Origin of the sequence: Mycobacterium sp. IDR2000157661, from assembly GCF_022317005.1 — a bacterium.
GTDB lineage: Bacteria > Actinomycetota > Actinomycetes > Mycobacteriales > Mycobacteriaceae > Mycobacterium.
Genome location: NZ_CP081005.1, coordinates 121,716 through 139,896, shown reverse-complemented (window position 1 = coordinate 139,896; position 18,181 = coordinate 121,716). Strand labels below are relative to the sequence as shown.

20 protein-coding genes and 2 pseudogenes are annotated in these 18,181 nt (G+C 64.6%); 14 read left to right on the top strand and 8 right to left on the bottom strand.

Translation table 11 applies throughout. From position 1 onward, the window contains the following. Positions 1-19 precede the first annotated feature (19 nt). From K3G64_RS00685 to K3G64_RS00675, 3 genes are all read right to left on the bottom strand, one after another. Positions 20-982: a ketopantoate reductase family protein gene (locus K3G64_RS00685; RefSeq protein WP_238884743.1), complete on the bottom strand. Its 963-nt coding sequence runs from the start codon at positions 980-982 to the stop codon at positions 20-22. Positions 983-1,023: 41 nt separating this feature from the next. Next, positions 1,024-2,001 (bottom strand): dihydrodipicolinate synthase family protein, encoded by a 978-nt coding sequence (locus K3G64_RS00680; RefSeq protein WP_238884741.1) that lies wholly within the window; start codon positions 1,999-2,001, stop codon positions 1,024-1,026. A gap of 267 nt (positions 2,002-2,268) precedes the next feature. Continuing rightward, positions 2,269-3,018: an IclR family transcriptional regulator gene (locus K3G64_RS00675; protein ID WP_238884740.1), complete on the bottom strand. Its 750-nt coding sequence runs from the start codon at positions 3,016-3,018 to the stop codon at positions 2,269-2,271. A gap of 72 nt (positions 3,019-3,090) precedes the next feature. Here K3G64_RS00675 and pcaH point away from each other — a divergent pair, with 72 nt between their 5' ends. The 10 genes and pseudogenes from pcaH to K3G64_RS00625 all read left to right on the top strand — a co-directional run bounded on the left by pcaH (position 3,091) and on the right by K3G64_RS00625 (position 10,699). Next, positions 3,091-3,888, top strand: coding sequence for a protocatechuate 3,4-dioxygenase subunit beta (pcaH, locus tag K3G64_RS00670; protein ID WP_238884739.1), 798 nt, complete (start codon positions 3,091-3,093; stop codon positions 3,886-3,888). After that, complete coding sequence (pcaG, locus tag K3G64_RS00665; protein WP_238884738.1) at positions 3,888-4,457, top strand: protocatechuate 3,4-dioxygenase subunit alpha; 570 nt, start codon at positions 3,888-3,890, stop codon at positions 4,455-4,457. Before pcaH ends, pcaG begins: the two co-directional genes overlap by 1 nt. Beyond that, a complete protein-coding gene (locus K3G64_RS00660; RefSeq protein WP_238884737.1) occupies positions 4,454-5,659 on the top strand; it encodes a lyase family protein in 1,206 nt (401 codons plus the stop codon). Before pcaG ends, K3G64_RS00660 begins: the two co-directional genes overlap by 4 nt. Then, positions 5,656-6,837, top strand: coding sequence for a bifunctional 3-oxoadipate enol-lactonase/4-carboxymuconolactone decarboxylase PcaDC (gene pcaDC / locus K3G64_RS00655; protein WP_238884735.1), 1,182 nt, complete (start codon positions 5,656-5,658; stop codon positions 6,835-6,837). Before K3G64_RS00660 ends, pcaDC begins: the two co-directional genes overlap by 4 nt. Then, positions 6,834-7,532, top strand: a complete 699-nt coding sequence (locus tag K3G64_RS00650) for a 3-oxoacid CoA-transferase subunit A (protein ID WP_238884734.1) — start codon at positions 6,834-6,836, stop codon at positions 7,530-7,532. Before pcaDC ends, K3G64_RS00650 begins: the two co-directional genes overlap by 4 nt. After that, positions 7,529-8,251, top strand: coding sequence for a 3-oxoacid CoA-transferase subunit B (locus tag K3G64_RS00645; RefSeq protein ID WP_238884732.1), 723 nt, complete (start codon positions 7,529-7,531; stop codon positions 8,249-8,251). Before K3G64_RS00650 ends, K3G64_RS00645 begins: the two co-directional genes overlap by 4 nt. Positions 8,252-8,315: 64 nt before the next feature. Further along, positions 8,316-8,768, top strand: a pseudogene (locus K3G64_RS00640) (aldehyde dehydrogenase family protein); the annotation flags it as partial. Positions 8,769-9,041: 273 nt separating this feature from the next. Further along, positions 9,042-9,635, top strand: coding sequence for a CAP domain-containing protein (locus K3G64_RS00635; protein WP_238884888.1), 594 nt, complete (start codon positions 9,042-9,044; stop codon positions 9,633-9,635). A gap of 210 nt (positions 9,636-9,845) precedes the next feature. Next, a complete protein-coding gene (locus K3G64_RS00630; protein ID WP_011891522.1) occupies positions 9,846-10,334 on the top strand; it encodes a cupin domain-containing protein in 489 nt (162 codons plus the stop codon). Positions 10,335-10,345: 11 nt separating this feature from the next. After that, positions 10,346-10,699 carry a DUF732 domain-containing protein gene (locus K3G64_RS00625; protein ID WP_011891521.1) on the top strand — a complete coding sequence of 118 codons (354 nt, stop codon included), beginning with the start codon at positions 10,346-10,348 and terminating at the stop codon, positions 10,697-10,699. Positions 10,700-11,155: 456 nt separating this feature from the next. On the opposite strand, the pseudogene istB reads toward K3G64_RS00625, so the two are convergent. The 3 genes and pseudogenes from istB to K3G64_RS00610 all read right to left on the bottom strand — a co-directional run bounded on the left by istB (position 11,156) and on the right by K3G64_RS00610 (position 13,983). Next, a pseudogene (gene istB / locus K3G64_RS00620) lies at positions 11,156-11,953 on the bottom strand (IS21-like element helper ATPase IstB). Further along, the gene (gene istA, locus K3G64_RS00615) at positions 11,950-13,449 is read right to left on the bottom strand and encodes an IS21 family transposase (protein WP_238884730.1); all 1,500 of its coding nucleotides are present in this window, start codon (positions 13,447-13,449) and stop codon (positions 11,950-11,952) included. The pseudogene istB and the gene istA overlap by 4 nt, the downstream one beginning before the upstream one ends. A gap of 282 nt (positions 13,450-13,731) precedes the next feature. Continuing rightward, on the bottom strand, positions 13,732-13,983 hold the full coding sequence (locus tag K3G64_RS00610) for a helix-turn-helix domain-containing protein (RefSeq protein ID WP_238884728.1): 252 nt from the start codon (positions 13,981-13,983) through the stop codon (positions 13,732-13,734). A 741-nt stretch (positions 13,984-14,724) separates the two neighbouring features. On the opposite strand from K3G64_RS00610, the gene K3G64_RS00605 reads away from it, so the two are divergent. From K3G64_RS00605 to K3G64_RS00595, 3 genes are all read left to right on the top strand, one after another. Next, the gene (locus K3G64_RS00605) at positions 14,725-14,991 is read left to right on the top strand and encodes an antitoxin (RefSeq protein ID WP_238884726.1); all 267 of its coding nucleotides are present in this window, start codon (positions 14,725-14,727) and stop codon (positions 14,989-14,991) included. A 2-nt stretch (positions 14,992-14,993) separates the two neighbouring features. Next, positions 14,994-15,341: a type II toxin-antitoxin system PemK/MazF family toxin gene (locus tag K3G64_RS00600; RefSeq protein ID WP_238884887.1), complete on the top strand. Its 348-nt coding sequence runs from the start codon at positions 14,994-14,996 to the stop codon at positions 15,339-15,341. 64 nt (positions 15,342-15,405) lie between these two features. Continuing rightward, positions 15,406-16,107, top strand: coding sequence for a hypothetical protein (locus K3G64_RS00595; RefSeq protein ID WP_238884725.1), 702 nt, complete (start codon positions 15,406-15,408; stop codon positions 16,105-16,107). A gap of 54 nt (positions 16,108-16,161) precedes the next feature. Here the strand turns inward: K3G64_RS00595 and K3G64_RS00590 are convergent, their stop codons facing one another. Together K3G64_RS00590 and K3G64_RS25595 are read right to left on the bottom strand one after the other, a co-directional pair. Beyond that, a complete protein-coding gene (locus K3G64_RS00590; RefSeq protein WP_238884723.1) occupies positions 16,162-16,824 on the bottom strand; it encodes a Fic/DOC family protein in 663 nt (220 codons plus the stop codon). Positions 16,825-16,826: 2 nt separating this feature from the next. Further along, positions 16,827-17,099: a hypothetical protein gene (locus tag K3G64_RS25595; protein ID WP_370646911.1), complete on the bottom strand. Its 273-nt coding sequence runs from the start codon at positions 17,097-17,099 to the stop codon at positions 16,827-16,829. A 227-nt stretch (positions 17,100-17,326) separates the two neighbouring features. Between K3G64_RS25595 and K3G64_RS00585 the strand changes: the two genes are divergently transcribed. Continuing rightward, positions 17,327-18,088 carry a hypothetical protein gene (locus tag K3G64_RS00585; RefSeq protein WP_238884720.1) on the top strand — a complete coding sequence of 254 codons (762 nt, stop codon included), beginning with the start codon at positions 17,327-17,329 and terminating at the stop codon, positions 18,086-18,088. Positions 18,089-18,181: the final 93 nt, after the last annotated feature.

The window sequence follows — 18,181 nt, the reverse complement described above, 5'->3', positions numbered from 1 at the left end:
CCTTCGAACCGCGTCATCGCTAGGCCAGGAATCGGTCGACGGTCTTGATGATCTGGTAGGCGACTCGCAGTGTCGGTACATCCATGCCCAGTTCTTGAGCGGCGGCGAGATAAGGCGTCAGCATGAAGTCGACCTCGGTCTTACGTCGTCGCAGAACATCCTCGTACATCGAGGGGTGTCCCAGGTTTCCCTTCTCGCGCATTACTCTGCCTTGCCCGATGACAAACTCGATCGCGTCGGCCGTCGGAAGGGCATCGAGTTCCTTCAGGCGGGAGAGAGGCGCAAAGAAGTTCATCGGCTCGTAACCCTTCGCCCGGTAGACCCCAAGAAGGTCCTTTGCCAGCGCGACGAAGTACATCGCTCCCTCGCGCACCTCCATGCCCTCGAAGACCGAGGCGTCAGGGATTGCGCCCAGCGCCGTGACCGACCACGCGGCCGCCAACGCGATCTGGGCGAGCTTTTCCCACTCGACCTGCTCGATGTTGCCTACCGCCTTTGCAGGAAGGCCGGCGTTGGTGAAGGCAGCCGTCAAGTCGTCGACGCGCGCACTAGATGTTCCGTCAAGTTCGCCGAAGTAAGCGGTCACCTCAGCTGTAAGGTGATTTCTGACGAGGCCCGGTTCGAGCAAGGTGCCGCCCTCGATGGTGGAGGCTCCGATCACCCTGTCGGGCCCAAGCCACCCGGCGAGCGTCGCATCCTTTTCGACGGTGTTCTGCACCGACAACGCGCTGCTCACGAAATCACGCAACCCGTCGGCCTCCGCCAGGGCCTGCGCGGTATCTTTGCCCTTCACCGCCAACACCAGGTAATCGAAATGCCCCGTAACTTTTGCTGTCTGGTCGACCGCCGTCAAGTTATCAGTAATCACCAGGTCGCCCCGACGGCCCGTGATTCGGAGACCGTAGCGCGTGATGGCCTCGGCGTGCGCCGGCCTGCCGACCAGGGTGACATCGACGCCAATGTTCGCCAAATATCCGCCCAAGACAGATCCGAGCCCACCAGCGCCCAGGATTAGGACGCGCATCAAATGGCCTCGGCGGTCGTCAGTTTCTCCTGCAGGACTTCCCGCTCCGGAGCAGACAGCCGGGCCTTGACGGGCGGTCGCACCGGGCCGGCACGCAGCCCCAACAGTTCGAACCACGCCTTCAGATAGGGCATGGCCGCGACGTAGGAACCCGTTGCTGCGATGCGGCCGATGAGCACCTCTTCGTACACCTGGCGAATTGCGTCCACCTTCGCCGACACAGGTAGCGCCCCCGCGAGTTCACCAGCAAACGCAAGGTCGGTGTAGTGGTGCAGTTCCTGCCGCCGTTTCCCGTAGAGGATCAGGGAGAGCTCCCCGTAAAGCACCCGACCCCCGAAGAGCGCAGCATCATGCGCCCAATAGCGCTCATTCGGCTCGCTGATCACAAGATGGTCCCCGAAGCGGCGGCGCAATGCGATGCTGTCGGTCCAACTCAAAGTGCCATTCTTGATCCCAACGACGTTGGAGTGCTCGGCGATCCGAGCGACTGCGTCGTGGCTATACACGAAACCGGATACCGGCGTCCGGTAGAGCACAAGCGCCAGCCCGGTGGCGGGCGCCACGAAGTCGAAGTAGTCGACCACGTCGTCGTCGGTCTTGAGCTGCACCGATGGGTTCATGATCTCGGCGCCGGTGAAGCCCAGGGACTCCACGAACCGCATTTTTTCGATCGCCTGGTACGCCGAATGGTCCAGAATGATCGTGAACAAGGGCAGGCGGCCGGCGGTGGCATCGGCGACTACCTCGTGGTAACGCTGCCATTCGGCCAGTGTCATGTTCCATCCCTCGGCGAAAAACCCGCCGACGACAAGGCCGGTGCACCCCATCTCCACAAACGCGTCGATATTCTGCCGCAGACCCTCTTCGTCCAGCTCGAACGCGTCGGTGAGGGGCGTGACAGGACACATATAGAAGCCTCGAAGGTTCTCGGCGGCCCACGCCCTGGCGTCGGATCCCAGCGGTGTCGTGGTGGTCATGTTCTTTGCAATTCCTTCGGCGATAGTTCGGCTGTTGAGGGTTTGAGGGTGGGCGGAACCGCCTCCCTCGCTGAATATTCGAAGCTGCGGAGTGCGCCGGCTTTCTGTAAATCATTGGCGGGGAGACTCGTTGGCGTCTATCCAGTAAGCGCTGCGCGGACTCCGGTTCGCGCCTAACGTGTGGCACTTCGACCTAGGTTGCGGCCGCCGCGAAAGCTTGCCCGGTCGAGAGATTCTGTCTCAACGGCTACGACGGCGCCTGACGGGTCATAGCAGTCGCCCAATGCCGCGCGCGGCGACCTGCAGGGCGCCGAGAAGCCGCTGACGATCGCGCTTCAGCGTCGGTACCACCACGGCGATCGCGGCGACTACGGCGTCGTCGGTCTGACGGATGACCGGCACCGCCAGCGAACATGCACCCAGCGACATCTCCTCGCTCGTGCTGGCCACTCCTTCACGATGGATGCGCTGCATCTGCGAAGACAGCACGGTCGGCGACACGATGGTGTACGGCGTGATGCGAGTCAAGGTGGCGAACACTCGGTCTTTAACGTCCTCCGGCGCGTGGGCCAGCAGCACCTTGCCAACGCCGGTGCAGTGCATCGGCAGCCTGCTGCCGACGGTGCTGACAATCGGGACAGATGTCCGGCCCATCATCCGTTCCAGGTACAGCACCTCGTCGCCATCGCGCACGGCCAGGTGCACGGTGGCAAGGGTCGCCGCGTATACGTCATACAAGAACGGTTCAGCCACCTGGCGCAATTGGCCTTCCACCGGCGCCAGCAATCCCGCGTTCCAGACCAGCCTGCCCACCACGTACTGACCGTCGGCGCGGCGCTGCAATGCCGAGCCGGCGACCAACTCGGCCGCAAGGCGGTGTGTGGTGGCAATCGGCAGTCCGGCCCGGCGGGCCAACTCGGACAGGGTCAGGCTGTTATGCCGCTCGTCGAAGGCGCCGAGAATGTTCAGCAAACGCGAGGTGACAGTGGTTCCCGGCGTCGAAGTGTTCCCTGCCAATTGTGGATGGCCTTTCCGCTCAGTGGAATTCTACCGTTCGCCAGTCTCAACGTCGTCGGTACCGTAGGCGCCGTGGCAGCGTTGATCGACAGCAATCCCGACGGCGCCGTAGCGAGCCAGCCGGAGATCAGCGCGGAGATCGGTGCGATCGAGTCCGCCTACCAGCGTGCAGGGGTCGAGGAGACGCAGCCGCGCCTGAGTTATCCGCCTTACCGGAGCAGCCTGCTACGGCATCCGACAAGGGACCTTCACCACGCCGACCCGGAAGGGGTCGAGCTATGGACGCCGTGCTTCTCCGAACGCGACGTTCACCCGCTGGAGGCCGACCTCACCGTTCAGCACTCGGGTGAACCCATCGGCGAACGACTGGTGGTGACCGGCAGGGTCGTCGACGGCGCAGGGCGGCCGGTGCGGCGCCAGCTCGTCGAGATTTGGCAGGCCAACGCCGGCGGGCGTTACATCCACAAGGGGGATCAGCACCCGTCCCCAATCGACCCCAACTTCACCGGCGCCGGCCGCTGTCTGACCGACGAGGACGGCATCTACCGGTTCACCACGATCAAGCCGGGGCCGTATCCGTGGAAGAACCACCGCAACGCGTGGCGGCCCGCACACATCCACTTCTCGCTCTTCGGCACGGAATTCACGCAGCGAATGGTCACCCAGATGTACTTCCCGGGCGACCCGCTTCTCGGCCTTGATCCGATCTTCCAGGCGATCCCGGATCAGAAGGCGCGCAGCCGGCTGGTGGCCAGCTACGATCACGAACTCAGCACCCACGAATGGGCTACCGGCTACCGATGGGACGTCGTCCTGACCGGGTCGGCGCGCACCCCAATCGAGAACCTCGGCCGCGGAGCCCACCGCTGATGTCCACGCTGCTGCCGGCCACCCCTGGCCAAACCGTCGGACCGTTCTTCGGTTATGCACTGCCCTTCGACAGGTGTAACGAGTTGGTGCCGCCCGGTTCGCCGAACGCTGTTCAGTTGCACGGCGTCGTCGCAGACGCCGACGGCCGGGGGTTACCCGACGCGCTGCTGGAGATCTGGCAGGCCGACGCCGACGGCAGCATCCCGAACGCCAGCGGCTCCCTGCACCGAGACGGCTGGACCTTCACCGGGTGGGGTCGTGCCACTACGGATGAAGCGGGGCGGTACACCTTTACCACCGTCATCCCCGGTGTCACCGAACCCGTTGTGGCGCCGTTCATCTCGATCACCGTGTTCGCCAGGGGACTGCTGAACCGGTTGTTCACCCGCGCCTACATTCCCGGCGAGCAATTGGAGAACGATTCGCTGCTGAACACGCTTACGCCCGAGCGTCGTGACACGCTCATCGCCACCCGCGACCAAACCGGTCTACGCTTCGACATCCAACTGCAGGACACCCCGGACAAGCCCGAGACGGTCTTTCTGCGTTACCCGGGCCACCAACGATGATCGATCTGTTCTGGCCGGGCGACGATCTCGCGGGCGACCTGATGAGCGACGGCGCATTCCTGTCCGCGATGGTCGCGGTGGAACAAGCCTGGCTGGATGGACTCGTCGATGCGGGCATCGCGCCCCGGCAGGCGCGGGCGGACCTGACCATCCTGCTCGCCGACGGTGACGCCGCGACGATCGCCCGGCGCGCTGGCGCGGACGGCAATCCCGTCTCCGCCCTGGTGCTGGTGTTGCGGGAACGCTCGGCGGAACCAACGGCCCGCTGGGTGCACCGCGGGCTGACCAGTCAGGACGTCGTCGACACCGCACTGATGCTCTGCACGCGTGACGTCTTGATCCGCCTCGGCGACGAGTTCGCCATCCAGGTACGGGCGCTGACCGAACTGGCCGAAACTCACCGTGACACATCGGCACTCGCCCGCACGCTGACCCAGGCCGCACTGCCGAGCACCCTCGGCGCCAAGTTCGCCCGCTGGCTGACCGGTGTACTCGACGCCGCCGAGCCCATAGCGGGGCTGATGGCGTCGTTGCCGGCGCAGGTCGGTGGCGCGGTGGGATCGCTCGCAGCCGCAACCGAATTGGCCGGATCCGTCGAGGGGGCCATCGCTCTCAGTGACGGCTTGGCCGCCACGCTGCGGTTGGCGCCCACCCCGCCCTGGCATACCACCCGGTGGCAGGTCACCCGGATCGGCGACGCGCTGGTGAGCTGCTGCGACGCCTGGGGCCACATCGCCACCGACGTCACGACGGGCTGTAGGCCCGAGATCGGCGAGCTGGCTGAGGGGCATGGTGGCGGCTCGTCGACGCTGCCGCACAAGAACAACCCGGTCCGCTCGGTGCTGATCCGCCGCGCCGCGCTCACCGCCGGACCCCTTGGCAGCATCCTGCACACCGCCGCAGGCGCGACCGTCGACGAACGCTCCGACGGCGCTTGGCACACAGAATGGGCAACCCTGCGGACGCTGGCCCGCCACACCGTCGTCGCCGCCGCGCACACATCCGACCTCCTGTCCGGCCTCCGTGTCGACCCGCCGCGCGCCGCGGCCAATCTGGCCGCCGCCGAAAGCCTGCTTTCCGAACAGCGCTCGATGACCGAGCTGACAGGTCGTGCAGCGCTACCCGGCTACACCGGCGCCGCGGATCGGCTGATCGACTCGACACTCGGCCGGGCTTGCCGCTTCGTCAAGGACGCGCCATGAGCAATCCGCCTCTCACCGCCATCCACCTCGGCGGACCCGACGACGGGCCGCTGCTTTTGCTGGGCCCCTCGCTGGGGACAACGACGGCCACCCTGTGGACAGGCGTGGCGCAACGACTGGTCGATCATGTGCGCGTAGTCGGATGGGACCTTCCCGGTCACGGCCGCGGCCGTCGGGCCCACCCGTTCACCATCGCCGACCTCGCGGCAGCGGTGCTGGTGATCGCGGACGACCTTAACGTGGAGACATTCCACTACGCCGGTGATTCGGTGGGTGGATGCGTCGGTCTGCAGCTGCTGCTCGATGCTCCGCAACGGGTCAGCTCGGCGACCCTGCTGTGCACCGGCGCCGCCATCGGCACCCCGGACGGCTGGCTCGCACGTGCCGCTACCGTCCGCGCCGGCGGTGTCGACACGATGCTGACCGGCGCGGCCGAGCGCTGGTTCGCGCCGGGCTTTGTCGACCGCGAGCCGGGGACCGCCTCGGCGCTGCTGGATGCCCTGAGTCACACCGATGCGGAGTCCTATGCGCAGGTATGCGAAGCGTTAGCAGTGTTTGATGTAACCGATAGGTTGTCCGAGATCGGCACTCCGGTCCTGGCCGTTGCGGGTAGCGCTGACAGCCCCACGCCGCCGGAATCGTTGCGGCGCATCGCCTCCGACGTAAAAGACGGAGACCTGGTGGTGCTCGAAGGCGTCGGACACCTGGCCCCCGCCGAAGCGCCGGAGCGCGTGGCCGGCCTCATCGCAGAGATCGTCGGTGTTCCGCAGCCCCCGAGCAAGACCCTCGAAGACGTGCACCGTGCAGGAATGGCGGTACGGCGGGAGGTGCTGGGCCATGCGCACGTCGACCGGGCAGTGGCCGGTACCACCGACCTGACCGCCGACTTCCAGCACATGATTACGCAGTATGCCTGGGGCAGCATCTGGACCCGCCCGGGTCTCGACTTCCGCAGCCGCTCGATGATCACGCTGACGGCGCTGGTCGCCCGCGGCCACCACGAGGAACTGGCGATGCACCTGCGGGCGGCCCGCCGGAACGGTCTGAGCAACGACGAGATCAAAGAGCTGCTCTTGCAAACCGCGATCTACTGCGGAGTTCCCGACGCCAACTCCGCCTTCCGCATAGCCGCCGAGGTCTTGCCGGAGTTTGACGAGCACCCAGGTGCGCCGTCATGAGTCGCACCGTTGTCTGCGACCGTGCCGAGGATGCCGTCGCTGGAATCGAAGACGGTGCAACGGTTCTCGTCGGGGGGTTCGGCATGGCGGGCATGCCCACCACGCTCATCGATGCGCTGATTCGACAGGGTGCCGCCGACCTCACCATCGTCAGCAACAACGCAGGCAACGGCGACACCGGCCTGGCCGCGCTGCTGGCGGCGGGCAGGGTCACCAAGGTCATCTGCTCCTTCCCCCGACAGGCCGACTCGTACGTGTTCGACGCGCTCTACCGGGCGGGCAAGGTCGACCTCGAGGTGGTCCCTCAGGGCAACCTGGCCGAACGGATCAGGGCGGCGGGGGCCGGCATCGGCGCATTCTTCTGCCCGACGGGGGTTGGCACGCCACTGGTCGAGGGCAAGGAGATCCGCACCATCGACGGCCGCGACTACGTGCTGGAGTACCCGATCTTCGGAGATGTGGCGCTCATCGGGGCGCACGTAGCGGACCAGGCCGGAAACCTGTTGTACCGCAAGACCGCGCGAAACTTCGGCCCGGTGATGGCGACCGCGGCATTGCTTACTGTCGTCGAGGTCTCCCGCGTCGTCGACACCGGGCAGATCGACCCCGAGACGGTCGTCACGCCCGGCATCTACGTCGACCGCGTCCTCGACCTGTCCGCAATTCCCGAGACGTCCACGGAGGCAGCCTCGTGACGAGAACAGTCGACGCATCGACCCGCGCCTGTGTCGAGCACCTCGACCGGGGCCCGCTGGACCGTCGGGAGATCGCCGCGATGATCGCCCACGACATCCCCGCGGGTTCGTACGTGAACCTCGGCATCGGGCAGCCCACTATGGTCGCTGACTTCCTGGACCCCGCCGCGGGGGTCGTGTTGCACACCGAGAACGGGATGCTCGGGATGGGTGGGGAGGCGATCGGCGACGCAATCGATCCGGATCTGACGAACGCCGGCAAGATCCCGGTTACCGAAACCCCTGGGGCATCCTACTTCCACCACGCCGACTCCTTCGCCATGATGCGCGGCGGTCATCTCGATGTCTGTGTTCTCGGCGCGTTTCAGGTCAGCGAGCGCGGGGATCTCGCCAACTGGCACACCGGGGCGCCTGACGCCATACCCGCCGTCGGCGGCGCGATGGATCTTGCTATCGGCGCGAAGAGCGTGTTGGTCATGATGACGCTGTTCGCGAAGGACGGAACCGCTAAATTGGTTCCTTCGTGCAGCTATCCACTGACCGGACTTGGATGCGTCAATCGGGTGTACACCGACTATGCCGTGTTTGACATCGACCACACCGGTGGCGGCCAGCTGCGGGTCTTGCACACGTTCGGGCTCAGCATTGCCGCGCTCGAGGAGCGGATGCGCATGGCACTCTCGTGTGATGGACGCGTCGCTGATCTTCGTCAATGCTGACCTTGGCGGCGCTATCGGCATCGCAGGCGGCCTCGGTGATCACCGACGGGCAGATCTTTAGGGCATGCAGCGAATCCTCGTGTACGTCTCCAAGTTTCATGACGCAACGGCAAGTTCCAGGACCAAGGTCAGCATGATCGTCGTCGCAAATCCCCGCAAAATCGGTGCCCAGGCTGGACCGCTGGTTTCCCACGCTCAGCCCGAAGAAGTGTGCCGGAACATCGCCAGGACCGAGGGAACGAAATTCAGCGGAGGGGAGCCGAGCCAACCCGATGGATTACCCGGCTACTTCGCCGCTTCGACGATTGTTGCCACCCTTGAACCGGCATCCGCCGTTGTTCAGGACATGCAGGACGACATATTCGGTTCGGTGCTCACGTTGAAGGAATTTGACGATGAGGTTCAGGCGATCAGCCTGGCTAATGCAACTCCGTATGGTCTTGCAGTCGCGGTGTGGACCCGTCTCAACGACGCCGCGATTGGCTTGAGCCGTGAGGCTACAGCCGGCTTTACATGGTTCAACGGCTCCCGCAAGAACAGTCCCGAGATGTCCTGTAGCGGCGTCGATAATCCGGGCTGCACCATAGCCGGGGCAGCGAAGGAGACGAGGATTTTTGGTTCGTATGACCCGTATCCCGCACGGCATTCATGGCGCATTCATCGAAGTGCCGCGGTGAGCTCAATTCTCGCTGAGCCGCCGGTCGCCGCTGATTGGATCCCGTCCATTTTCGATCAGTGTGACGAGGCTGCAGGCGGCATCTTGGCAGACTACGGCATAGGGATGTTTCTTGTGTGTAACTCGACCCACGAAAAGCGGCCCCGCGGTGATCAACTCGACGCCCGGCGACCGAACCCGGGCGCAATGAAGATGGTCAGAGAGCCATCAGGCCGCCGCCGCCTCCGACACCCTTTGACGCTCACGGTAGGTATCGTTGCGGTGCTTGGCGTGCAAGCACTACTGATAACGCCCGCCGCACATGGCGATAACAAGCGCCTCAATGACGGCGTAGTAGCGAACGTATACACCATTCAACGCCAAGCGGGCTGCGTGAGCGACATCAAGATTAGTCCGAGTCTCCAGCTCGCTGCGCAGTGGCACGCACGCGATGCGTTGACCAACCGCAACGTCAACGGCGATGTCGGATCGGATGGTTCTACGCTACAGCAGCGGGCGGAGGCCGCGGGATTTAGCGGCGCGGTGTCAGAGACCGTGGCCATCAATCCCGCGCTCGCGTTCAGCGGTATCGAGTTGATTAACCAGTGGTATCACGATCCGGTCGATCTCGCAGTCATGTCCGACTGCTCGAACACCCGGATCGGGGTCTGGTCAGAGAATTCCGTCGACCGCACCGTTGTCGTGGCGGTGTACGGCAAGCCCCAATGAGTCAAAGCGGAGGAATGGTGACGGGTGCGTTCCCTGCATTGACCCCTACACGCCTCTGTGGTCATCGCAACGAATCTATCGGCCCGGCGAGATAATCAATGATGACCAAACTCAGAGTTCCGTTGGACCCTTGTCCACCAAGGGCCATCGTTCATGGCAGGTCGAGAACTCTGCTGACTAAGCGAAGGAATACCCGAAGGAGGCCGTTGAATGACTCTATCCCGTGACGAGTTAGACGAATTCGCCAAGAGTATGGCGCGAGCAGGAGGTCGCGACAGCCAGCACGTGGGGGAGAAGCATCTCGTCGTTAGCTCCGCCGAGGCGCACTGGATCCAGACTGCAAGCCCATCGCAAATTGGGTTGCTCCTGCGAATACCCGCTCGCTCTATTGAGATTTTTCTGCAGAAGATTCCCGCGGGGGAGGCTAGCGACCTTCATCGACACGTACATGAGTCGATCCACTTCGTGCAACATGGCTCGGGCTGGTCGGAAATTGGCGATCAACGCGTGCGGTGGAGCGCCGGCAGCTTCGTGTATACGCCGCCGTGGATCTGGCATCGCCACTATGCCGACGACGGGCGCGACGTGGAGATGATCGTCATCGAAAACTCTCGCCTCCTAGCGGCGGTGGACGCCAGCCAGAGGGAGAGCATGGGCAACGCCAGCTTCGCCGACGCGTTCGGCGCGAACACGGAATAGGCTCTTCGCTCATGAAGCGCGTGTTCGTGGCAGTTGCGGCGGCTACCGCCGTCCTCGGCGTCATCGCCCCGCCGGCCGGCGCCGACACCGTGGCCTATCTCGTCAACGTTCATGTCCGGCCGGGCTACAACTTCCCGAACGCCGAGGCCGCGATCGGCTACGGCAGGACGATCTGCGACCGGGTCGCCGCGAAGATGAACTATGCGCAACTCGTCGATCAGGTGAAGGCCGACTTCCGGACCTCGGACTACTACCAGGGCGCCTACCTCATCAACCAAGCGGTCAACGAGCTGTGCCCGGCGCAGATCTGGCAGCTGCGGCAGTCGGCCGCCGGATACACCTACTCAGCCAGCATCACTGGGTAGGGTTCTAATTCCTCTGCCACATGGCTGCGCCGCAGATGGGCGGAGCCATGCTTGTTCTTCGCGCGATTGACGAGCATCGTCCGCCGTAACCAACACTGCTTGTCGGAACAAGGACCGAGAGACGCGGACTGTAAGTCCGTTCGCGGACGAAGGTTCGCTGGCCGGCGATGGCTGTTGATGCCATCAACACGCTTGGCTAAATGCGCACGGCACGCCGCGTCGTTTCGCGTTGTCTCAAGTCGTCGCAGCCATTGTTTTCGCAGGTCAGCCTTGATTGCACACCGGTTTCAATTCCCGGCAGCTCCACCGGGAAGGGGTGCGCTGAGCAGCGCATTTCAGTTCGCGGATGACCGAACATCAACAGCCACATCAACATTGACGTTGTTCGTGGCCAAGTTGAAGTCCCCGCTGGTGGCCAGGAAAAGTCCCCACCCCCTTGCAGGGGTTGAGGTTAGTTCAGGGGCGTTCACCTCGCTTGTGTTGGGCGTGGCGCATGCGGAACGACTCGCCGTCGGTGATGACGACGCTGGCATGGTGTAGGAGCCGATCCAGGATGCTGGCCGCGGTGGTGTGCTCGGGCAGAAACCGGCCCCATTGCTCGAAGGGCCAATGAGAGCCCACCGCCAGTGAGCGGCGTTCGTAGGCGGCGGCGACGAGCCGGAACAGTAGCTGGGTGCCGGTGTCATCGAGCGGGGCGAACCCGACCTCGTCGATGATGATCAGATCGGCACGCAACAGGGTGTCGATGATCTTGCCGACGGTGTTATCGGCCAAGCCGCGGTAGAGGGTGTCCACGAGGTCGGCGGCGGTGAAGTAACGCACCTTGTGGCCGGCATGCACTGCGGCGTGACCCAGCCCAATCAAGACGTGGCTCTTGCCGGTACCCGGCGGACCGATAATCGCCAGATTATGTTGTGCCCAAATCTATTCCAGACTCGACAGGTAGTCGATGGTGGCCTGCGGGATGGACGAGGCGGCGACGTCGAAGCCCTCCAGCGTCTTGACGACGGGGAAGGCGGCGGCCTTGAGCCGGTTGGCGGTGTTGGAGGCATCGCGGGCAGCGATCTCAGCCTCGACGAGGGTCCGCAGCACCTCCTCGGGAGTCCAGCGTTGCGTCTTGGCGGTCAACAGCACTTCAGGCGCTGTGCGGCGCACCGTCGCTAACTTGAGCCGGCGCAACCCCGCATCCAGATCCGCAGCAAGCGGCGGGATCGTTTTGGGCGCAACAGGTTTCGTGTCAGTTGTGGTCGTCATGAGGCGTCCCCGTCACGCGTGCGGGTGATCTTGTAGGCGTCCAGGGACCGCGTCGGCGCGGTGGGCAGATCCAGCACCAGCGCATCCCCGGCCGGGCGGGGCTGCGGCGCGGTGCCGGCGGCCAGGATGGGGCGCACATCGGCGGCGCGGAACCGCCCGAACGCCACCGCCCGCCGCAGCGCCGCGGTCAGCGCGGCCTCGCCGTGGGCGGCACCCAGCCCGAGCAGGGTCTCCAACTCAGCACCCAGGCGGGTGTTGCCGATCGCGGCGGCACCCACCAGAAACGCTTGCGCATCCTCACCCAAAGCGCAGAACTGGTGCTCCACTGTGGTTTTCGGGCGCGGCCCACGGCTGGGCGCAGGCCTGGGACCGTCGTAGTGCGCATCGAGGATCGATGTCTCCCCGGGTGCGACGAGTTCGTGCTCGGCCACGATCGCCCCGGTGCCCGGCTCCACCACCACCAGCGCCCCGTGATCGATGACGATGTTCACGCTGGCCCCGATCAACCGGGTGGGCACCGAGTAGCGCGCCGAACCGTAGCGGATGCAGGAGAGCCGATCGACCTTGCGGGTCACCGAGGCCGCACCGATCTCGGGGCGCAGCGATGGCAGCGCCGCCAACAGCTCGCGCTCGACCGCCAGGCGCTGGTCGGGGACCGCGACGATTTCTGAGTGCACCGTGGCGTTGACCTCCGCGCACCACGTGGCCGCGGCCGCGTTGGCCGCGGAGATGCTCACCGGCACACCCGACACGGCCGCCTCGGTCAGCAGCGGTACCACCAGGTCGGACTGCGCGTAGCCGCACAGGTGCTCCACGATGCCCTTCGATTGCGGGTCAGCGGCCTCACACCAATCCGGGCGGAAGCCGTAATGGGTGGCGAATCGGACATAGTCAGCGGTGGGCACCACCACGTTGGCGACCACCCCACCCTTCAGACAGCCCATCCGATCGGCCAACACTTTGGCCGGGACCCCGCCGATCGTGGCCAGCGCATCGGCGATCATCGCCAGCGTGGTGGAGGCTTTCTGATCGGTGGCGAACCGCACGAATCGCCACCGCGAGAACGCCAGCACCGCGCAGAAAGCGAACAAACCCGGCGCGACCTCGGCCCAGTCGATCACCAGATACTCACCCGGCGACCACACAGCCGGGCGACGGCCACGATGATTATCGTTGCGCCACAACGCTTTCTGTTCGGCTACCAGCCGACGAAAGTTGCGCGGTGATCCCTCATAACCGGCCGCTTTCGCGATCGGCAACAACCGCTTGGCCGAGATCCGGCCCCGCGACTTGTCCACCCGCTCGGCCACCAAGTCGCGCACCGCATCGAAATTGCGCGGCCGCGGCTCCCGCTCCGGCGGCCCACCGGCCTCAGCGCGCTCAACCGCGCGCTTGACCGTCTTGTGGGTGGTGCCGCACAACTCGGCGGCCCCCCGATAGGTTCCGACCTCCCGATAGGTCGAGATGATGTTCATACGCTCCCTTGCAGACTTCAATGGAACTCCCTGGGCGGTGCAGTGACTGTTGGCGCAATCACCGTCACCGCCCAGGCCACGAGCTCCCCGGACCGACACGACACGCAAGGGAGTGGGGACTTCTACCTGGCCACCAATGGGTACATCTATCTGGCCATCAGTGGGGACCTACACCTGGCCACCAATGGGGACTTTCACATGGCCACGGACAGACGTCTTGGCCAACAATCACGCTGCAAACTCCGTAAGTCTATGACCATCAATCGACAACGCCTCGCTTCAGTCGCCGGCGCGAAGTTGGCGTCAAGCAAGAAACAAGATCGGTCCGCTGTCCCGTCGCATCCCCGGTAGGGGACGCTCCCGGTGCTGCTCGATCAAGCCTTCAACGTCCTTAAGCGTCATGCGCCAGGTACGACCGACGCGGTATCCCGACAATTCGCCACGGTTCAACCGACGGGATAGCCAGCGCACACCATCCGTCATCTCCGGCGGGAGAACCATCTTCGCGACTTCCGTGAGCGAATACGTCTTGACCTCTGGCACGTCGTCGGGCATAACTCACACTCTGACTTGCATCTGCGTGCTCGAGTAGCGATTCTGTCCGTATTGGTGATTTGCGGCCGCGCCGGACGGCACTCAGCCCGCAGCACTTTCACACCTACGTTGGGCCGATAGCGAATCGAGGGGCGTAGGGACGTCGGCGAACCAAATTCATGGATAATAGAGATTATCCATGACGTATGACGTAATATGCTGATGGACAGCACTATTGGTGACAGGAGCGGGTTGGTCACCAGCGAATGTTCGATAACGATGTCGAGTCGCTGCGGGCGCTCCGGGCCGTATATGTCCGACATGAAGAATGTCACGACGCCAACGTGGCACGACGTTCTGCTGGACCGTCCTTACGACGCGGCGGCCTCGCGCTTGCGGGAGCGGTGATAATTGGGCCCCACATAGCGGCTCTTTTCGTCACTGTGACGCATTGGACTCGAATAATTCAGCACCGCAAGCTATTTCGCGAAGGCCACTGCAGGCGCGATTGGCGAAGCCGAGCGGCCGCGCAGACCCGACCGGCGCCGCTGCGAGCAGCTCCAACCGCTTCTCACCGTCTCGATACCGCAACTGACACCCGATGACGGCTCGGAGATACCACGCCTCCTGGACTGACGCCCTGGAGGGTGCTCCCCCGCACGTGCCCATTTACTGGTTGACCATACGGATGTTATCGGTACCGGTGAATGGTACCGGAAGTAGGTACCGCTGAGACGCACATGGCGTGGTACCATCAAGGCTATGGCGGAAGAATACTCCACACGATTGCGACTCGATGCGTCCACACATCAGCGCCTGCAAGACATTGTCGGAAAGGGCCACTACCGCAGCAGCAATGCCGCCATCGTGGACGCCATCAACCGTCTCTGGGACCACGTCTGCGAGCAGGAACTCGACGCGGCCTACGCCGCCGCGGTTGCCGAGAATCCCTCGTATCCATACGAATCCGTCGCCGAGCGCGCGGCCGCGCGCGCCCGGCGTAACCGACGCCAGGCGGTCAGCGAGTGACCGTGACCCCGGCGCGAGGCCAGGTGTATCGCTGCGATCTCGGCTACGGCGCCAAACCGTGGCTGATCGTGTCCAACAACCAACGCAACCGCCACACCGCCGACGTGGTCGCCATCCGACTGACGACCACGTCCCGCCGGCTCCCAACCTGGGTGGCACTCGCCAGCAGCGATCCGCTGACCGGCTACGCGAACGCCGACAACATCGAAACGCTCGCTAAAGACGAACTCGGCGACTACCTCGGTGCGCTGTCGCCGGCCACCATGGCCCGCGTCAATACCGCGCTTGCCATCGCGCTCGCCCTGCCCGCGGGGCGCTCCCCTCGGCCACAACCCCCGCCCACGCATTAATACGTCACTGTGACGAATAATCCGGTGCGCCGGGCTGTCACCGCTAAGGAGCACAATGCCCACCATGACCTCCTCCGCTCTCGATGCACAGGCGCGCGCTGACATCAGCAGCCGCCCTTGGTACGTGGTGGCCGCCCGCGGACGCGACGTCGTCAACGTTCAGGAGTTCAGCACCCTGCGACCGGGACGGCGCTTGATGTCTCGCAACTGGAACGGGTTTCGGCTCTTCGAGGACCCGGCGTACCTCGCGTACGCCGGGGGCCGTTATGCCCACCGCTGCCTGCCGTGGGAGGTGTGGCAGGTCAAGCCCATCCGCCCGTTGCGCTACGAACCCACATCGCTGCCGGGTTTCACCACCCGCCAGCTTCGGGCTCGCCGCATCGAAGTGGTGCAGCGCATGACCCCAGGCTTCGAGTACGGACCCTATGGCCGCACAGTCCGGGCACTGGTCGAAAGGCTCGCCCAGGTCGTCCCACCCCAGCGTCCCGATCCGGCCGATCGCGACTACGAAATCGCTCTGACCTTCCTCGAGGAGCAGCGGGGTCACGGAGGGTGGCTCCACGATTGCCGGGTGTCGCTGGCCACTGCATACCTGGACTGTCTTACATCAGGCTCGTCGACGGGGCCGGCCGGCCGCTGGAAACACTATCTGCCGACCGAGCTGCCCGTCCACACCCTGCTGGACGCCACCATCTCCGGACTGCCGATCCCGCACGTCGTCGCCCAGCGGTGGAACCTCACCGAAGAGTCGAGCAACAGAAGCTGATCTCTCACAACATCATTGGTCTGCTGGTGGTTCCTGGTTCCTTGTTCTGGCCTCTTAGAGTCCTAAGTCGTACCGGGTGTCGCGGGCGCGCATGGTGCGCTCGGGTAGTTCGATGGTGCGCGGTTGTGCGCGCACCATCGTCGCGAAAACTGGTGTCAGCCAATGATGCTGGGGGCTGGTGTCGTCAAGGTCGGGCATTGAGAAGGCGCATCTCTGGTTCCACACGGCAGGGTCGACACAGGAGTAGTCCAGCCACCGGTGCGCATTCGCGGCGACCGCGTCCATGAATGCTCGGGAGGCGCGTCCATTGCCCTCCCGGAACGGATGGGCAAAGTTCACCCAGGCAAAGACTTTCGCCGCCTCGTCGGCGAAATCTGCCGTGTCAAGCTCACTCCACGAGACGGAACGGATGATATCTGTTGCCTTGGAGAGACATTCATCGATATTTGTGGGCGGCGCGAAATGGGTGCCTTTGGCGATCGGCACATCGCGGTAGATTCCCGCGAAGGAGTAGAGGTCCTGAAAAATCCACCAATGCAACGACTTCAAGTGGGCAGCATCGAGGCTGGCAGTGATCGGCGCGCGCCCACTGGCGATCTCCTGTGTCCGCATGGCGGCCAACTCGTAGTCAGCTTTGGCGAGTTCAGCGGGATCGGTGATACCCAGCTTGTTGCGAAGGACCGAGGTGCCAGGCCAGAAATAGTCGGCCCACGCCATCGCTAGCGAGGTGCGCGGCGAGCTCGGACGTCTGCGACGTAGTCCTCGGCGGTCAACTCTCCGCGGCCAAGGGCAGCGAGCCGCTCGATGTCGCATTGGGTCGGGGCCCAGCCCTCCAGGACGTTGGTCGCGATTGCGTTCTCCAGGGCACGACGTTGGTGGCCGGTGAGTCCGTCGAGTACCGCGGGGCATTGTCGAAGGACAGCGGTTGTGCTAGTGGCGGCCTTACTCACGGTCACTGCTACGTACTCCCCTCGTTGCGATTCCTTTGCCATTCTACCTGGTCGCGGTGACAAGAAGCCCGCCTGAAGATCCGCGGTCTGCCGCGCACCAGCTACGAAGCGTTGTCACACCGGAGAGGCACACTCAGCGTACGCGCGGTGACGGTGTGTGTGGATCTACGGGCAACGACAGCCACGGGCCACTGTCAGCCGGCAGCGACGCTCTCGCGCGGGTTTCGGACAGAGTCGTCGGTGTCAGTGCCTCGGCGTACGGTCAGATGATGCCTCCCGAGTTGACCGCGGCCATGGAGGCGACGGCCTCGGCGGTCTTTAATGCGGCCACGACAACCCTGCTGCCACAGGGGTTATCGCCGCCGCCACAGGTATTCGTCTTCGATCGGTTGGGCGGCGACAGGCTGGTTGGGCGGGTGACCTGTCGCCCGTACCGGCGCGGCCAGGACGCGGCGGTCGCTAGCGCCGAACTGGGGCGGATCGCCGCCGCCGTAGTTGGCACCGACCTGCTGGTGTTTTGGGAAGAGTTCGACCTGAGGACCTCGGTCTACGGGCCGTCTGAACAACACCCGAAGGCGCTGGTGATCCTGCAAGCAACCCTGCAGTCGCATTTTCTGACGTGGTTTCCGTTCGAAAGCGACGTGCTGAGCTGGCGGGCCAACGGCTTGCCCGACGATGTGCGGGTCGCGCTCGCGGCCGCGGCTTCGGCGGCGGTGGCTGCGGGCTTATTGGTCCGCGCATTACGGGTGGTCTTCGCGGTGGAGCAGCAGATAGTGCGCTCCGATTCGCTGTGTGCAAAACAGAGGGATGCCGGCGGGGAGAGCGTCGAGGTGGTCGGCGGTTTCGGCCCAGGTGGCTTGGCAGGCGGGGCATTCGGCGTGGGCCAGGTGGGCCAGGCTGATCAGCCAGGTTTCGGCGGTATCGGGGGTGAGTGTGCTGAATGTGCCTTCCAGCAGCGGCATTTGGGTGCTGGCGTAGGGGTGCCGGTACAGCCGTGGTGGATGGTGGGGCTGGAACTCGGCGGCGAGTGAGCTGGGGATGTAGACGGCTGAGCCGTTGGTGAGGTGCCGCAGCCGGGATCGGGTGTAGCTGCTCAGGTTGTCGGGGCAGAGCCGATGCAGATT

Excerpts from the sequence above, each read along its gene's own strand:
- K3G64_RS00680 (WP_238884741.1), bottom strand. The coding sequence starts at position 2,001 with ATGACCACCACGACACCGCTGGGATCCGACGCCAGGGCGTGGGCCGCC.
- pcaG (WP_238884738.1), top strand. The coding sequence starts at position 3,888 with ATGTCCACGCTGCTGCCGGCCACCCCTGGCCAAACCGTCGGACCGTTC.
- K3G64_RS00660 (WP_238884737.1), top strand. The coding sequence starts at position 4,454 with ATGATCGATCTGTTCTGGCCGGGCGACGATCTCGCGGGCGACCTGATG.
- pcaDC (WP_238884735.1), top strand. The coding sequence starts at position 5,656 with ATGAGCAATCCGCCTCTCACCGCCATCCACCTCGGCGGACCCGACGAC.
- K3G64_RS00650 (WP_238884734.1), top strand. The coding sequence starts at position 6,834 with ATGAGTCGCACCGTTGTCTGCGACCGTGCCGAGGATGCCGTCGCTGGA.
- K3G64_RS00630 (WP_011891522.1), top strand. The coding sequence starts at position 9,846 with ATGACTCTATCCCGTGACGAGTTAGACGAATTCGCCAAGAGTATGGCG.
- K3G64_RS00625 (WP_011891521.1), top strand. The coding sequence starts at position 10,346 with ATGAAGCGCGTGTTCGTGGCAGTTGCGGCGGCTACCGCCGTCCTCGGC.
- K3G64_RS00610 (WP_238884728.1), bottom strand. The coding sequence starts at position 13,983 with ATGCCCGACGACGTGCCAGAGGTCAAGACGTATTCGCTCACGGAAGTC.
- K3G64_RS00605 (WP_238884726.1), top strand. The coding sequence starts at position 14,725 with ATGGCGGAAGAATACTCCACACGATTGCGACTCGATGCGTCCACACAT.
- K3G64_RS00595 (WP_238884725.1), top strand. The coding sequence starts at position 15,406 with ATGACCTCCTCCGCTCTCGATGCACAGGCGCGCGCTGACATCAGCAGC.
- K3G64_RS00590 (WP_238884723.1), bottom strand. The coding sequence starts at position 16,824 with ATGGCGTGGGCCGACTATTTCTGGCCTGGCACCTCGGTCCTTCGCAAC.
- K3G64_RS25595 (WP_370646911.1), bottom strand. The coding sequence starts at position 17,099 with ATGGCAAAGGAATCGCAACGAGGGGAGTACGTAGCAGTGACCGTGAGT.
- K3G64_RS00585 (WP_238884720.1), top strand. The coding sequence starts at position 17,327 with ATGCCTCCCGAGTTGACCGCGGCCATGGAGGCGACGGCCTCGGCGGTC.